The following is a 14,727-nucleotide window of genomic DNA, read 5'->3' as shown; positions in this document are numbered from 1 at the left end:
AGGCAAAATCATATGAACGATTCGCTTATTCTCGAAGTTGCCGATCTCGAAGTCGATGTCCTTACCGGCATCTATTCGGAGGAAACCGGCAAGCCACAGCCGCTCCGCATTACCGTTCAGGCGCGCTATGATGTTGCAGACCGCTACGATCCCGACACACCGCTTGATGCGAGCAAGAACTACATGGATCTTAAATTCGCGGCGTCCGAAGGCTTGCCTGAAGGCGTCCATTTCAAGCTGATCGAGGCGGTTGCCGACCATATATGTGAAACGCTTTTCGTGCAGGATGCGCGGGTACAGGCGATCACGGTAAAGATCGTGAAGCTCGCCATTGCCGAGGCGAACGAAAAGATCGGCATCACGCTGCACCGTGAGCGGCCGTCCGACTGATGCAGGAAGTGCTGGCCATCGAAATCTTGTCGGCCGGTGGTCTCTCAGCAAGCGCCGTGTTCTTCGCCGATCATCTTGAGACGGCGAGACATAAGCTCAGCCAGCCGGGCGTTTCGGCCTTGGCCATCGCGTTGCCCGCAGCCACGAGCGAGCAGGATGACTGGCGGCGCTCGCTGGCCAGAGATCTAGCCCGCGAATATGCGCCTAAACGGGTCAACGTGATCGGTGGCTCGGGCGCGGGCCTTCGGGAAACGCTCGCATATTTGAGGGATGCGCCCGGCGTCACAGGTCAGTATATTGCGCTTGATGAATAAGCTGACAGCCCTTGGGGGACCACGCACCCCCGACATAATCTCCGTCGGCGGAGCTGCGGCCCCGCTGATCGACCAGTTCCAGCGTTCGATATCCTATATGCGTTTGTCTGTGACCGACCGCTGCGACCTGCGGTGTACCTATTGCATGCCGGAGAAGATGAAGTTTCTTCCCCGGCGCGAGGTTCTCACACTCGAAGAACTTTATGAGTTGGCCACGGGTTTCATTGCGCGCGGTGTGAGCAAGATACGGATCACTGGGGGGGAACCGCTGGTGCGGCGCGATATCGTCGATCTCTTCACCGCTTTGGGGCGGCGCATCGGCCACGGTCTCGAAGAGTTGACTTTGACGACCAACGCGACGCAGCTGGCACAGCACGCTGATGCGCTGGCAAAGGCGGGTGTTCGCCGCGTGAACGTGTCGCTCGATACGCTCGATCGCGATCGTTTTGCCGTGCTCACTAGGCGGGATGCGCTGCCTCAAGTGCTCGACGGGATCGCCGCAGCTCGGGATGCCGGTCTAAAGGTGAAGCTCAACGCCGTTGCGCTCAAAGGCGTAAATGAGGAAGAACTGCCTGAACTCATCGCTTGGGGGCACTCGCAAGGGCATGACGTGACGCTGATAGAGGTGATGCCGTTGGGGGACGTAGATGAAGAACGGCTCGATCAGTTCCTGCCGCTAAGCGTGGTCCGTGATCGACTCGAGCAGCGCTGGCAGCTTGAGGACATCGATCACAGCACAGGCGGACCTGCGCGCTATGTCCGGATCGCTGAAACCGGCGGGCGGCTTGGTCTCATCACGCCGCTGACAGGGAATTTCTGTGCGGGCTGCAACCGGCTCCGGGTCACCGCGACGGGGCAGCTCTACCCCTGCCTTGGCGGAGCGGAGCGCGTTGATCTGCGAGCGGCCCTGCGTTCGGATAATCCCGAGCGAAATCTGGCCGATGCACTGGCGCAGGCGATGATGATCAAGCCGGAGAAACACCATTTCCGGATGGACGAGCGCGGAGCGGAGCCTGCTCAGCCGCGCCACATGTCGATGACTGGGGGTTAGGGTTGACCGTCACGATCCTGTTTCTCGGTCCGTTGCGCGACGCGGCTGGCGAGGAGAGTCGGGCTGTCCCCGCACCGCTCGACTGGACCGGTTTGATCGGGGCGGTCGGCACTGACATCGCGCAGCAGCTTGCCGATGACCGCGTCAATATTGCCTGCGGTGGGAGAGTCCTCGCAGACAAGACCTCTCTCCAAGCGAAGGATGGGGATGAGGTCGCGCTGCTGCCGCCAGTGAGTGGAGGTTGATATGGCAATGCGATGCCGCGCCTAATGTTCGAGGATATTCGGCTGTTGGACGGCCCGTTTGACCCGCAGGAGATCATCCAGGCGACCGCCGATAGCACCATGAGCAAAGGCGGTGTCGCAAACTTCACCGGATATGTCAGCTCAAGCGGCGACGTAGAAGCGCTGGAGTTGTCGCATTACGAACCGCTCACGCTCCCGGGTATGGAAGATCTTGCGAGAGCGGCACGGGACCGCTTCGATATCACGGCGATAACGATCGTTCACCGGCTGGGCCGGATGGTGCCGGGCGATCCGATCGTTTGCGTGGCCGCTGCTTCGCGTCACCGCAGAGATGCCATCAACGCAGTCGATTTTGCGATGGACCATCTCAAGAGTGCAGCATGGTTCTGGAAACGCGAACTGCGCGGTGGGACCTGGCACTGGATCGAACCGCGCGGCGCCGACCACAGTGACCTCGCGCGCTGGAAATCGGAATAATTCTCGCAATTTGATCTGAATCAAGGTGGCACGTCACCGCAGCGCATAAATCTCCTTCCAACCAAGGAGAAGCCCCATGAGTAAGCAAGTCGAAGACCTTATCGCCCGCGGAGAGGCGCGCATTGTCGATGCCCCTGTCCACATTCCGAATGGCCCTCGACACCAAGTCGACACCGACCGCAATTTCGAGTTGCCTACAGCTCTCTATGCGGCGACCGTCGGTTGCTACCTCGCCTTTATCGGCCTCATGTTCGCGGCATTCAGCACACCAGGGCTCCTCATCCCGATGGCGATTTTCGCGGTATTCATCATTGCCGGATTTGGTGTTCCGGCCATCTGGACTCGCTTGGCGAACAACGAAACCAAGCCGATGACCAGCGGAAAATTCGAGCAGGTCGGCATCATGACCAACACCGGGCGGCTCGCTCCGCGCGACGCGGCGATCCAGGTCCTGATCCTGCCAGTTCTCATCGTACTTTGGGCCTGCGCTGCAATCACGATCGCCGCGCTGGTGTGATCGAAGGGGCTCGGTTGCCCAGACGCTGGATATCTGCCGGGCCTAAATGGTCTGGCGGCCAGAGAGGGCCTGAAGAAGCGCGGGGTCGACCAGTTCGATCCCGCGTTTTCCTTTGCGCAGGATCGCTCCGGATTCTTCGATTTCGCCAAGTTTGCGGCTCACGGTTTCGATCGTCAGTCCAAGCATGTTGGCGATTTCACCTCGGGTCAGCGGCAACTCGAATTCATCCGCGAGGTGACAGGACGATTGGCTTGCAGCCGCCGCGAAATCGTGGAGCAGGGCGGCAAGCCGAGTTTCGGCATCGGCCTGCGCCGTCAGCTCGAGCAGGCTGCGCGTTGCCAGAAGGTCCTCTTGGCTTCGCCTTAGTAGCGCGCGGGCAAGTGCAGGGTATTCTTCGATGGCGCGTTCGATATCTTTGCGAGCAAAGGTGCAAAGGCGGCTTTCGGTAAGCGCGACGACATCGTGATGCGCGAACGGAGCAAACAACTCGCCGATGAAGCCCGATGGGTGAACCAGAGCGAGGATCTGCTCGTTTCCATCCTGGTCTATAGCCGAAACTTTCAGCGCGCCTGAAACCAATGTGGCACAAGCAGCATCTTCGTCACCCGCAGCAAACAGCATTTCGCCGCGTTTCAATGCACGCGTTCGGCCTGCCGAGGCAAGGGCATCGCGCTCCTCTTCCGTCAAAACGGCGCAAGCGGCGCTCTCTTTTACGGGGCAGGTTTCGCAGGTGAGGTTCACTATCGAAGCTGGTCCCACAGGTGATCGAGCGCGCTGTTTTGTTCATCAACCAAAGCCGCAACCTCCGCACGCGCTGCGTCGATCTCCTCTGTTGGCGCAAAAGTGGTCGCTGCCTCGGCTTTCAACAGGTCGAGATCGCCCACTGCGAGGGTCGTGTCACTGCGCAGGGTCGTAAGGTCGGCGAGGGCTACAAGAGCGCGCTGGCGCGCATTGCTTTCGATGCTCAGGCCGCGAGCGCTTTCGACAAGCCGAGTCGCACCGGACCGGGCATCCTGAAACCGGCGGTGGGATTCCTGCGCGCGCCGCGTCACCTGCGCCAAGTCGGCAGCTGACGCGACCGGACGAATCGGTTCCGCATTCTCTACTGCGGCTGGCGTGAACTGGCCCATGGCCCGTTCCACATCGCGCACGGCGAGCGAAGGATAGCGCCCGCTGTCCCCGGCGCATCCGGCGAGCGTCGCGGCAGCGACTGCCGCCATTAGAAAGGATGGAGTTGCACGATTCATTGTGACATCAGCGAATATCACGATGGTAACACTGCGGAAACCCGGCAACGATCGAGAATCGGAAATGTCGGTATTTGGGCAAAATGTCCGCGAAGGAGCGTTGACTTGAGCCGGTGTTTCCCTTAACGGCGACCATCTTTCCGACGCTGCATCCTTTGCAGCGCCGCATTGCCGTTTGATTGGTGCGGAACCGTCCGCGCGATATCAGACACGCCAAGAGATTGAGAGTATAAGCCATGTTCGCGATAGTGCGCACGGGCGGCAAGCAGTATCGGGTTGCCGCCGGAGATAAAATTGCCGTTGAAAAACTCGCTGGTGAAGCCGGCGACACGATCACGCTGGGCGACGTCCTGCTGGCAGGCGAGGGCGACAATGTCGCTGACGCTTCCAAGGTGAGCGTTTCGGCAGAGATCATCGCGCAGGCGAAGAGCGAGAAGGTCGTTGTTTTCAAGAAGCGTCGCCGTCACAACTATCGCCGCAAGGCCGGTCATCGTCAGCAGATGACGCTGCTGCGTATTACTGACGTGGGCGAAGGCGCGAAGAAGGCGCCGGCCAAAAAGGCCGCTGCTCCTAAGACCGAAGCCAAAGCGGCTCCTGCCAAGAAGCCTGCAGCCAAGGGCGCGGCCGCCGAAGCAAAAGCGACGGCAACCGAAGCAAAGAAGGCGGCTCCTGCGAAGAAGCCCGCCGCGAAGAAAGCACCAGCCAAGAAAGCGCCTGCCAAAAAGGCAGCGCCCAAGGCTGACGATAGCAAGTAAGGACGTAGAACCATGGCACATAAAAAAGCAGGCGGTTCATCGCGTAACGGTCGCGACTCAGCAGGTCGCCGTCTTGGTGTGAAGAAGTTCGGCAGCGAAAACGTGGTTGCTGGCAACATTATCGTGCGTCAGCGCGGCACCAAATTCTATCCGGGCACCAATGTCGGGATGGGCAAGGATCACACGCTATTCGCGCTCGAGCATGGTGTGGTGCGATTCCACAAAGGCAAGCAAGACCGCAAATACGTGTCGGTCGACGCGATTGCGGAAGCAGCCGAATAACCGGACGGTTCGTTAAAGGGATCGTCCTCCAGGACGGTCCCAGCCGATAAGTCGGCAGACGAAGAGGGAGATGGGCTTTCCTGGTAATCAGGGAGCCCGTCTCCCTCTTGTCGTATCTCCCTCACATTTCGGCGGAATATTTATTTTGCCGCCATGTATTCGTCATGGATCGTCCCTATCTGTTTGAACAGGGGCGGTCTCGACCTTGTTGAGGAGAGAGAGTTCGTGTTCCATCGCAGCGACAGATTGTTGTTAAGACCGATTTGGCCGGAAGACTGGCAGGGAGTACTTGCAGGTATTTCCGACGAAGGTGTGGTGCGCAATCTTGCCCGTGCCCCTTGGCCATATGTCGCAGAGGACGCCCGCGAATTCGTATCCTTACCGATCGAGCCTAAGTTTCCGCGCTTTCTGATTACCAGAGCGAGCGACTCCGAAGTGGTAGGCTGCATTGGCATCGATCCACTGGACGACCGCTCAGATGCTGTCGAACTGGGATACTGGATCGCGCGCCCCTTTTGGGGGCAAGGCTTCGCGACCGAGGCCGGTGCGGCCGTGCTTGCCATTGCCCCAACACTCGGACACGAAACCGTCGTAGCATCGCATTTCCTCGACAATCCCGCATCGGGGACTGTCCTGCGCAAGCTTGGTTTCGCACCGACAGGAAGAGTGGTCGAACGCCATTCGTGCGGACGAGGAGCGAAGGCTCCGACAGCCGAGTATGAGATATCTCTGGCGGGGCGAGATGCCGTGCACATGACCGTCGCTGCGATCCAAGCTGCCTGATCTAGATTCTTCTGATCCAAAGAAAACCCCGATTGCTCGACCGAGCATCGGGGTTTTCAATTTCGGGTTCTACCGCTTTATTCGGCGGGCATCACCGCGTCCTTGTATGGGCTTTCCCATTTTTGGATCAGCTCGCGGTCGTCATGCTGCCAAGGATGGAAACTCGGTTTCAATATGCTCGCCCATTCGACGAACATGCGGCGCATCATGCCGGGTTTCCACCACAGGAATGCGTACAGCTTACGCTTTGCCTGTTTCCGGGTGAAGCCGTCCTGCTCCAGCAAACCGATCGCATCCCGGATCCGATTGCCGAAATACTTTTTCGTAATAAGGGCCGCGATCATTGCGCGGGTCTTGTACCGTTTCCACGCACTCCAATTGCGCGTTGCATGCAGCCAGACGTCATACACGAGGCCCTTGTGTTCGATTTCTTCGGTCGCATGCCAGCGCCAGACCTCTGCAGCGACCGGATCTGCACCGTCCAGATATTCGGGATATTGCAGCAGATGACGGCTGATTATCGCAGCGAAATGTTCGAGGGCGATTGTGATGGCGAGATTGAATTCCTTGGGCCGTCCCTCGGTCAGCGCGAGCATGGCCTGGATACCTTGGTCGATGCTTTCCACGTTGTAGCCGTGGTCGGACACGAGCCTGTTGAAAGCCACATGTTCACGGGTGTGGTTAATCTCCTGAGTCGTGAAAGCCTTCACTTCGCGTGCCAATTCGGCGGGCAAGTCGTCGCGAAACAGCCGCAGGGTATCAATGAAGAATGCCTCACCGCGCGGCAGGCTGGCGGACACCGAATTGTACCATGCGGTCGCGACGGGATCGCCGGAGTGCCAGTGGCGGGGGACCATCGCTTCCCTGGGGAAACGCTCGTTTCGAACGATCAACTCGTGTTCCGCAGGCGTTGCACTGCCGCGGGCAAGGCCGAGCGAGCCATCGCCCTTCCGGGCACTATCGACAGGCTTGGAGCGGTCGATTTCGAACGAGGTTTGCTTGTTCATGGCTTTACTTTTTATTAGGGATGCAAATTAATGACAAGTCGCAAGAGGTTAACGCCAGAAGAGTCGCGTAGTTCCGCCCTTGAGGCCGCGCGCGCTTTACTCATCGAGACGGGGCCGCAATCGGTCACGCTCAAAGCGGTGGCTGGCCGGATCGGGCGCACGCATGCCAATCTGCTACATCATTTCGGCTCGGCATCCGGGCTGCAAAAGGCGTTGGCAGAACATCTCGCCAAAACGGTATGCGAAACGATCATAGATGCCGTTCGCGCCAGCCGCGCAGGGCTTGGTTCAGCGCGCGAAGTCGTTGACCTCGCTTTCGACGCGTTCGATCGCGAGGGAGCCGGCGCACTGACCAGCTGGATGTTGCTGACCGGGAATGAAGACGCGCTCAATCCGATCATTTCGACCATTCATGAACTCGTGGACGAGATCGCGCCTGAGGAGGCGGAGACGCATGGTGATGACATGCATGTGCACAAGGACACGCTTAGTCTGGTCTTGCTCGCGCTGGGCGATGCGTTGATCGGCGCGGCGCTGGCCAAATCGCTCGGTCTGCCGCGCGATACGGCGCGAGAGCGGGCCGCTGCCAACCTCGAAGCATCAATGGCCGAGCATTATCAGAATTGATCTAGTCGGCGATCGCTGAGGCTTGCCATTGCGGAAGCATCTGCGGATCGAGATCGGCGACGCGCAGATGATCGACCGCCAGGCCGAGGTCGGGATACGCCGCCTTGCGCCGTTTCTCCTGCGATTCGGAAAGGGGAACGATCACTAGCCGCCGATTGACCTTCTGGCGCCAGTTCATCCGCGCTGTGTTTTCCTGGCCGATGTAGCAACCCTTTTCGAAGCTCACACCATGAAGTTCGACAGCGTTGGTTTCCAGCCAGAGTACATCGCCTAATTCCGCGTTGCCTTCAGGCACTCCCAGCGCCAGCCGCGTAGCAAGATAGGCTGCGTCGGCGCTATCGCCCGACCCTGACGGAGCTACTGAGCGATAGCCAAGCCCTGGCAGGCGCGGATCGATCGATGCGCCCTCGAATGGCTCAGGGCTCCAATAGGCGGCCAATCCCTCGTCTCGCGCTATGTCGATCGGGCGCCGTAATCGGTAGAGCGAGAGACGCTTTACAAGGTCATCAGCGATTTCGGCTTCGCAGTCGAGCAGCAATGCCCCGTGCTCCCCGCGCCAGACGAGGAAGTCGAACATCGCCTTGCCCTGGGCGGACAGAAGGGCCGCATAGGTGGGAAGCCCGCTCGCCACGTCGTTGGTGACCAGACCCTGCAGGAAGTCTGCGACGTTCTCCTCGCTATCTCTCGGAGCAACGCGGATGATGGATCTCTTATCAAATCTCTTTGCGGTCATTTCGGCGCCACTCTCTTTGCTATCGCGCTGGCGATCCGATCTCCCAGATCTGGCCCCTGCTCAGGATAGAGATAGGGTTCGATCAGCTCGGCTTCCATGACCATTAGCGCACCGTCCTCGGCTCTTAGCATGTCGATCCGCGCATAGAGGGGCACTGGAAAAGGAAGTGCAGCGATGATTGCGGCTGCGGCTGCGATTTCTTCTGCAGAAGGATGGTAGACGGTCTCTGTCCCGCCATAAAGCGACTGGATGCGGTAATCGCTGGCGGCTGGACGTTTGCGCAGGGCATGGCTCAGATTTCCGTCGATGAAGATGAAACTGAGTTCCCCTTCGCTGGCGATTGCCGGGAGGAATGGCTGGATCATCGCGCGATGGCCAAACCGCCAATTCTCGTTGGGTAGCGCCTCACGGCGCAGCAGAATCTGATCGATCGCCCCTGCGCCGACCTGCCGTTTGACAACCAATTTTTCGCATTCGAATTCGTTCATCGCTGCAAGTCCGTCGGCAGCGGTGACGTCATCCAGCCAACGCGTTGGAATGGTCCGCGCGCCGCTCTCTGCAAGCTCTACTAAATACGTCTTGCTCGCATTCCACCGCACGATGCCGGGCGGATTGCAGACGGTTATGCCTCCCGCGCTGAGTTCCTCGAGCCGGTTGAGAAATATCTCGGCTTTGTCATGGTAATTCCAGGCCGTCCCGAGCAGCGCAAGATCCACGCCGCCGAAATCTTCGAGCGGCGCTTCCCAATCGATAACCCGCAGGTCGAGGCCGTGCTTGTCGAAAGAGGGCTGCAGAGCAGCAACCATCAGATCGTGTTCGTATGCGTCGCCCCGGCGGTCGCCGCTTCCGGGGAGAGTAGTCTCGCAGGCGAGGAATGCGATGGTCGGCATGCTGCGTCCTCTATTCGGGTGCGGCGGGACTGGAAAGAGCTATCGCGCGCGCTTATGGGATCGGGCATGACCGATAGCCTCACGATCCGCCGCCCAGACGATTGGCATCTGCATTTTCGCGATGGCGATATTATGCGCGGCGTAGTGGCTTACACCGCGCGCCAGTTCGCCCGCGCGATCGTGATGCCGAACCTGAACCCGCCCGTAACCACGGCTGCGCTTGCCAACGCATATCGGGAGCGCATTCGTGCGGCAGTGCCAGCAGGCGCTGAGTTCGAACCGCTGATGACGTGTTATCTCACCGACACGACCGATCCTGACGATCTCGCGCGCGGGGCCGCCGAAGGAATCTTCACCGCCGCAAAGCTCTATCCCGCCAATGCGACAACCAATTCGGCAAGCGGCGTAAGCGATGTCTCGAAGATTTACCCCGTCCTTCAGCGCATGGAAGCCGAAGGTATCGTGCTGTGCATTCACGGTGAAGTGACAGATCACGACATCGATGTGTTCGACCGCGAAGCGGAATTCATCGAGCGCCACATGCGCGCCATCGTCCGTGATTTCCCGAAGCTTAAGGTAGTATTCGAGCACATCACGACGGCGGATGCTGTGAAATTTGTCGAGAATAGCAGCCCTAACGTGGCCGCAACGATCACGCCGCAGCACCTCCATATCAATCGCAACGCGATGCTGGTTGGCGGCATCCAGCCACACAATTACTGCCTGCCAGTGGCAAAGCGCGAGACACACAGACTGGCTCTGCGTAACGCGGCGACATCGGGTTCATCGAAGTTTTTCCTAGGGACAGACAGCGCGCCGCATCTGCGCTCAGCCAAGGAATCCGCTTGCGGATGCGCAGGGATTTTCAACGCGCCCTTTGCGCTTGAAAGCTATCTCGTGGTGTTCGAAGAGGAGCGCGCTCTCGAGCATTTTGAAGGGTTCGCGTCGCTCCACGGGCCTGGCTTTTATGGCTTGCCGGTCAACGAACAGGAAATCACGCTCGAACGGGCGGAGGTAACCGTTCCCGAAACATTGCCGATGATTGGTGAAGACATCGTCCCGTTTCATGCCGGGCAGAGGCTCTTTTGGCGATTGGCGGACTAGGCCGTACCTTTAGCTTGCCGGCTTTTTGCCCATAGATCAGCAACGAAAATTGCAACCGCAGTCCAGATCAGCAGGAAGCTGCCGAGCTGGGCCGGCTTGAGCTCTTGGCCGAAGATCGTGAGACCGAGGATGAAGACGATGGTCGGCGCGAGATACTGAATAAAGCCGAGGGTCGAGTATTCCATCCGTTTCGCTGCGATGGCGAACATGAGCAGGGGTACAGCGGTCACAAGCCCGGAAAACGCGATTGTAGCGCTAAGCACTGGATCGACGCCGAAAGTCGAACCGGCGGAGCTCTGGGCATACCACCAAACGATGCCTGCCGCCGGTAACAGGAGGATCGCACTTTCGATGGTCAGGCCGGGCAATGACCCGACGGCAACCTGTTTTCTTACAATGCCGTACATTCCAAAGCTGAGTGCGAGTGTCAGGCTGATCCACAGCGTCGTGAGCGCGCCTGCGGCTAGCAGGGCGACCGCACTGCCAGCGATAGCGACAGCGAGCCACTGCCATTTGCTCAGCCGCTCTTTCAATAGAAGCGTGCCCAGCAGGACATTGAGTAGTGGATTCAGATAATACCCAAGGCTCGCCGCGTAGACCTCGTTTTCCATGATCGCCCAGATATAGACGAACCAGTTGATGGCGATGAGTATCGCGCTTGCGAGTAGGGCGAGCATCGTGCGCGGATTGCCAATGGCGGCGCGCAAAGCGGGGAACTGCTTCCGGAGCGCAACGAACAATAGGCAGAACGGAAGCGTCCAGATTATCCGCCAACCGACGAATTCGAACGGTGGAACTGCGGTGACCAGCAAAAGGTAGAGAGGCATGAAGCCCCATATGACGTATGCACCAAGCGCTGCGGGCAGGCCGGAGGGCTTTGAGCGGGGTGCGGCCTGCGGTGCGGTTTGGGAAGTTGCCATGCACTGGCGGCCCTAGGCTCCGCCCGAGGACCACGCAAGCGCGCAGCTTGCGCTCAAACTCATTCAGATTTCACCGAGCTTTACTGAACAAAACCTTTCAAGTCAGATTGTGGTTCGTTCAGATAATCAAGACTATATATGAACAACCACATCGAGAGGGGCTGGCATTCCTTAGCGAGACTACGCCCCTTTCCTATTCCTTGGGCCGTCCCCACCAACGGCCTGAGCGCGGCAACCACCAGCCGTGGAAGACGCCTCCATTCCTCTCGGGAGTGGGGGCGTTTTCGTTTCAGCGGTGCAAATTGCAAAAGCCGGAAAAGGCCGTGAAATTGCGGTTTTCAATCTTTCAGGCCAACCCCGATCGTCGCGCGGGGTTGTTCCATCTCTGTGCTGGCGACCGGGTAGGCACAATAATCTGCGGCGTAGAAGGCAGCAGGGCGATGGTTGCCGGACAGGCCGATACCGCCAAATGGCGCACCCGATGATGCGCCATTGGTTGGCCGGTTCCAATTGATGATGCCTGCACGGATGTTGGCCCAGAAGCGCCCGTAGTCTTCGGGCGATCCGCCGATCAGCGAGGCAGACAGGCCGAAGCGGGTGTTGTTTGCCTCGGTAATGGCGCTGTCGAGATCGGGTACTCGGATTACCTGAAGGATTGGTCCGAACAGCTCGATATCGGGGCGATCCTCGATATCGGTCGTGTCGATGATCCCAGGGGTAAGGAAAGGCTTGTCCGGATCGGGCCTGCGCAGGTGGGCGATCGGTTTGCCCCCGGCGGTGACCAGGGCAAGAAAGCTTTCGCTCAGGCGGTCGGCCGTGTCGTTGTCGATCACCGGCCCCATAAACGGCTGCGGTTCGCCCAGAGGATCACCGACGATCAGTTTCTTGGTAAGCGATGTAAGCTCTCCCATCAGCGCGCCGTAAACGCTGTCGATCACGATCAGACGGCGTGCGGCGGTGCAACGCTGACCTGCTGTCGTAAATGCGCTTTGGACGATAAGAATCGCCGCATCTTTCAACTTCGGTGTGTTGGTCACGACCAGCGGGTTGTTGCCACCCATTTCGAGAGCGACGATCTTGCCCGGGTTTGCGGCGAGCTTCCGATTGATTGCGATGCCGGCGTTTGCTGAGCCTGTGAAAAGAACGCCGTCGATGCCCGGGTGAGCGACCAGCTCCTTACCTTCGTCAGGTCCGCCCACGATCAGCTGAACGACACCTTCGGGGAATGAGGCTTTGCGAAAGCACTCAACCAGCGCCGCCCCGACTGCAGGCGTTTTTTCCGAAGGTTTGAACAGGACCACATTCCCCGCGATCAATGCAGGGATGATATGGCCATTGGGAAGGTGTGCCGGGAAGTTGTACGGGCCGAGCACCGCCATCGCACCATGAGGCTTGTGTCGGACTGAGGCACTGCCGTTGAGCCCGCTGTCGAGTTTTTTCTTGCCAGTTCTTTCGGCGTAGGCACCGACCGAGATATCGACTTTGTTTATAACGGCATCGACTTCCGTTTTTGCTTCCCACAGCGGCTTTCCCGCTTCGCGGGCAATCAACTCGGCGAGACCCTCGGCTTCGGCTCGGACTTCGTTAGCAAACCTGCGGACAAGCTCTATCCTGTTCGCGAGCGGGCGCGCAGCCCAGGATGGCCAAGCTCGTCGAGCCGCGCTGACGGCCGCATCGACGTCACCATGCGTACCCTGCCAAAGCTCTTCTCCAGTCGCAGGATCATAGGAAATCAGAACGTTATCGGACACGCTTCACAGGTCACCTTTCGTTTCATCTTCCCCAAAAAACTGCTTCCCAAGCAACCACAGCGTTAGCCGTGAACAAAGTCGGTAGTGTGAGACGGATTGAAAAGAAAGAGCGGCATAGCAAATTGCTACTAAAGGGTGACGGAAAGGTTAGCCGGGTAAGCATCCGCATTTCATCAGGGCAAGCAATGTCCTTGCGGATTGGGCGCGGGGCCGAGCGCTTGGCCCATCCGCCTTAGCTGCGCCACCTTGTCATGGAGCGGAGCCCAGTCATCGCGCTCGTCGATTGCCGCCCATATCGCCTCTACCTCATCAATCAGCATGGATTGCGGTGCGGTGTCCGACCAATATTCGTGCGCCGCATCGACTGATTCATACGGCGCCAAGGCTTCTGCAAGTTCGCCATCCGCGCTTTCGCGCTTCGCTCGGTATCTAAAAAAGAAAGCGTCTGGACCCTCGCCGGTTTCGCGCATGTGTTTCTCGCAAGCTGAGACCAGCGCCGTATCGACCTGTGTTCCTCGCGGCTGCACTCCGATCCGCCAGCACCACCGCCGCGCAATTGCCGTCATGTACAGTTCTCCGTAGCGGTTCATCGCTGCGACCAGCGGTTCGGTGTCGGCCAGCAGCCGCAGCGAGACTGCCAATTGCCCGCAATTCCAGTGCAGGGCTTCCGGCTGTCGTCCAAACGCGTAGAGGCCTCCATGGTCGAAATAGGCGGCGGTGAAGCTTGGATCCCATGTCGGCAGCCAACGCCAGGGACCGTAATCGAAGCTTTCTCCGGTCACATTCATATTGTCGGTGTTGAGCACGCCGTGAACGAACCCTGCGACCATGTAGCTGGCGGCAAGATCGGCGAGTCGCTCGACCACCTGGTGCATCAGGATCACCGCAGGCTCATCGCGCCCCGGCGCGCCTTCGGGAGGCAATGGGCCGGGGAAGTGGTGTAGGCAGTAATTGACCAGCGCCTCCATCCGCTCGCGTTCTTCTAGCGCAAGCAGCCGCTGGAACGTGCCGATGCGGATATGCGAGTGGTTCAGCCGTGTCATCACGGCAGACCGGGTAGGGGAAGGTTCATCGCCGCGCATCAGCTGTTCGCCGGTTTCGACGACGGCAAAGGTCTTCGAAGTGTTGACCCCGAGCGCTTCGAGCATTTCGGTGGCGAGTATTTCACGCACCGCGCCCTTCAATGTCAGCCGTCCGTCACCGGCACGGCTGTAGGGCGTCTGTCCCGATCCCTTCGTGCCAAGATCCAGCAACCGACCATCCGCGCCGCGCATTTGGGCAAAAAGGAACCCGCGACCATCGCCAATATCAGGATTGTACACGCGGAACTGATGCCCGTGATATTTTAGCGCCAGCGGCTGCGGAAGGTTATCGGGCAGCGGTTCGAAGCGACCGAAGTGTTCTGCCCATTCGTCGTCGCAAAGGTGGTCGAGCCCCACGGACTTCGCCCAGCGATCGTTGCGAAATCGCAGGATTGTTTGCGGGAAATCCGCTGCCTCGACCGGAGAGCCAAGCCAGCCGGCCAGCTCCAAAATCGCGGGATCGGCGATGTACCTCGATGGTTGCGGTTCTGCTCGCATGGCGCAATAGTGGGCGCAAGCGATGGCGGGCGCAACCGCACCTGTCGGCAAAAT

The 14,727-nt window shown here is 59.3% G+C and carries 19 protein-coding genes; 11 read left to right on the top strand and 8 right to left on the bottom strand.

What is annotated here, in order from left to right:
• Positions 1-12: 12 nt before the first annotated feature.
• The 6 genes from KCG45_RS00540 to KCG45_RS00515 all read left to right on the top strand — a co-directional run bounded on the left by KCG45_RS00540 (position 13) and on the right by KCG45_RS00515 (position 2,994).
• Positions 13-390 carry a dihydroneopterin aldolase gene (locus KCG45_RS00540; protein WP_218315214.1) on the top strand — a complete coding sequence of 126 codons (378 nt, stop codon included), beginning with the start codon at positions 13-15 and terminating at the stop codon, positions 388-390.
• Positions 390-704, top strand: coding sequence for a Rossmann fold domain-containing protein (locus tag KCG45_RS00535; RefSeq protein WP_218315213.1), 315 nt, complete (start codon positions 390-392; stop codon positions 702-704). The genes KCG45_RS00540 and KCG45_RS00535 overlap by 1 nt, the downstream gene beginning before the upstream one ends.
• Positions 697-1,755 carry a GTP 3',8-cyclase MoaA gene (moaA, locus tag KCG45_RS00530; RefSeq protein ID WP_218315212.1) on the top strand — a complete coding sequence of 353 codons (1,059 nt, stop codon included), beginning with the start codon at positions 697-699 and terminating at the stop codon, positions 1,753-1,755. Before KCG45_RS00535 ends, moaA begins: the two co-directional genes overlap by 8 nt.
• 2 nt (positions 1,756-1,757) lie before the next feature.
• On the top strand, positions 1,758-2,000 hold the full coding sequence (locus KCG45_RS00525) for a MoaD/ThiS family protein (protein WP_218315211.1): 243 nt from the start codon (positions 1,758-1,760) through the stop codon (positions 1,998-2,000).
• Positions 2,001-2,012: 12 nt separating this feature from the next.
• Positions 2,013-2,477, top strand: coding sequence for a molybdenum cofactor biosynthesis protein MoaE (locus KCG45_RS00520; protein ID WP_218315210.1), 465 nt, complete (start codon positions 2,013-2,015; stop codon positions 2,475-2,477).
• Positions 2,478-2,553: 76 nt separating this feature from the next.
• The gene (locus tag KCG45_RS00515; protein ID WP_218315209.1) at positions 2,554-2,994 is read left to right on the top strand and encodes a hypothetical protein; all 441 of its coding nucleotides are present in this window, start codon (positions 2,554-2,556) and stop codon (positions 2,992-2,994) included.
• Positions 2,995-3,036: 42 nt separating this feature from the next.
• On the opposite strand, the gene KCG45_RS00510 is transcribed toward KCG45_RS00515, so the two are convergent.
• Positions 3,037-3,735, bottom strand: coding sequence for a Crp/Fnr family transcriptional regulator (locus KCG45_RS00510; RefSeq protein ID WP_218315208.1), 699 nt, complete (start codon positions 3,733-3,735; stop codon positions 3,037-3,039).
• Positions 3,735-4,241, bottom strand: coding sequence for a hypothetical protein (locus KCG45_RS00505; RefSeq protein ID WP_218315207.1), 507 nt, complete (start codon positions 4,239-4,241; stop codon positions 3,735-3,737). Before KCG45_RS00505 ends, KCG45_RS00510 begins: the two co-directional genes overlap by 1 nt.
• 236 nt (positions 4,242-4,477) lie before the next feature.
• Between KCG45_RS00505 and rplU the strand changes: the two genes are divergently transcribed.
• The 3 genes from rplU to KCG45_RS00490 all read left to right on the top strand — a co-directional run bounded on the left by rplU (position 4,478) and on the right by KCG45_RS00490 (position 6,061).
• Positions 4,478-4,996, top strand: coding sequence for a 50S ribosomal protein L21 (rplU, locus tag KCG45_RS00500; protein ID WP_218315206.1), 519 nt, complete (start codon positions 4,478-4,480; stop codon positions 4,994-4,996).
• Positions 4,997-5,008: 12 nt separating this feature from the next.
• Positions 5,009-5,278: a 50S ribosomal protein L27 gene (gene rpmA / locus KCG45_RS00495; RefSeq protein WP_218315205.1), complete on the top strand. Its 270-nt coding sequence runs from the start codon at positions 5,009-5,011 to the stop codon at positions 5,276-5,278.
• Positions 5,279-5,503: 225 nt separating this feature from the next.
• On the top strand, positions 5,504-6,061 hold the full coding sequence (locus KCG45_RS00490) for a GNAT family N-acetyltransferase (protein WP_218315204.1): 558 nt from the start codon (positions 5,504-5,506) through the stop codon (positions 6,059-6,061).
• Positions 6,062-6,138: 77 nt separating this feature from the next.
• Here the strand turns inward: KCG45_RS00490 and KCG45_RS00485 are convergent, their stop codons facing one another.
• Positions 6,139-7,068: a metal-dependent hydrolase gene (locus KCG45_RS00485; RefSeq protein ID WP_218315203.1), complete on the bottom strand. Its 930-nt coding sequence runs from the start codon at positions 7,066-7,068 to the stop codon at positions 6,139-6,141.
• A gap of 30 nt (positions 7,069-7,098) precedes the next feature.
• Here KCG45_RS00485 and KCG45_RS00480 point away from each other — a divergent pair, with 30 nt between their 5' ends.
• On the top strand, positions 7,099-7,695 hold the full coding sequence (locus tag KCG45_RS00480; protein ID WP_218315202.1) for a TetR/AcrR family transcriptional regulator: 597 nt from the start codon (positions 7,099-7,101) through the stop codon (positions 7,693-7,695).
• A 1-nt stretch (position 7,696) separates the two neighbouring features.
• Here the strand turns inward: KCG45_RS00480 and ygfZ are convergent, their stop codons facing one another.
• Both ygfZ and KCG45_RS00470 read right to left on the bottom strand, forming a co-directional pair.
• A complete protein-coding gene (ygfZ, locus tag KCG45_RS00475; RefSeq protein WP_218315201.1) occupies positions 7,697-8,428 on the bottom strand; it encodes a CAF17-like 4Fe-4S cluster assembly/insertion protein YgfZ in 732 nt (243 codons plus the stop codon).
• Positions 8,425-9,318, bottom strand: coding sequence for an ATP-grasp domain-containing protein (locus tag KCG45_RS00470; RefSeq protein ID WP_218315200.1), 894 nt, complete (start codon positions 9,316-9,318; stop codon positions 8,425-8,427). Before KCG45_RS00470 ends, ygfZ begins: the two co-directional genes overlap by 4 nt.
• Before the next feature lie 66 nt (positions 9,319-9,384).
• Between KCG45_RS00470 and pyrC the strand changes: the two genes are divergently transcribed.
• Entirely contained in the window at positions 9,385-10,422 is a 1,038-nt protein-coding gene (gene pyrC / locus KCG45_RS00465) for a dihydroorotase (protein ID WP_218315199.1), read from the top strand.
• Here pyrC and rarD read toward each other — a convergent pair.
• The 3 genes from rarD to KCG45_RS00450 form a co-directional block, all read right to left on the bottom strand.
• Positions 10,419-11,342 (bottom strand): EamA family transporter RarD, encoded by a 924-nt coding sequence (gene rarD / locus KCG45_RS00460; RefSeq protein WP_218315198.1) that lies wholly within the window; start codon positions 11,340-11,342, stop codon positions 10,419-10,421. The two genes, pyrC and rarD, sit on opposite strands and share 4 nt — an antisense overlap.
• 338 nt (positions 11,343-11,680) lie before the next feature.
• On the bottom strand, positions 11,681-13,093 hold the full coding sequence (astD, locus tag KCG45_RS00455; protein ID WP_218315197.1) for a succinylglutamate-semialdehyde dehydrogenase: 1,413 nt from the start codon (positions 13,091-13,093) through the stop codon (positions 11,681-11,683).
• Between the two features lie 173 nt (positions 13,094-13,266).
• A complete protein-coding gene (locus KCG45_RS00450) occupies positions 13,267-14,673 on the bottom strand; it encodes a protein adenylyltransferase SelO (protein ID WP_218315196.1) in 1,407 nt (468 codons plus the stop codon).
• Positions 14,674-14,727: the final 54 nt, after the last annotated feature.

This window comes from Erythrobacter ani, assembly GCF_019204025.1.
Classification (GTDB): domain Bacteria; phylum Pseudomonadota; class Alphaproteobacteria; order Sphingomonadales; family Sphingomonadaceae; genus Erythrobacter; species Erythrobacter ani.
This window is presented reverse-complemented; position numbering and strand designations above follow the sequence as displayed.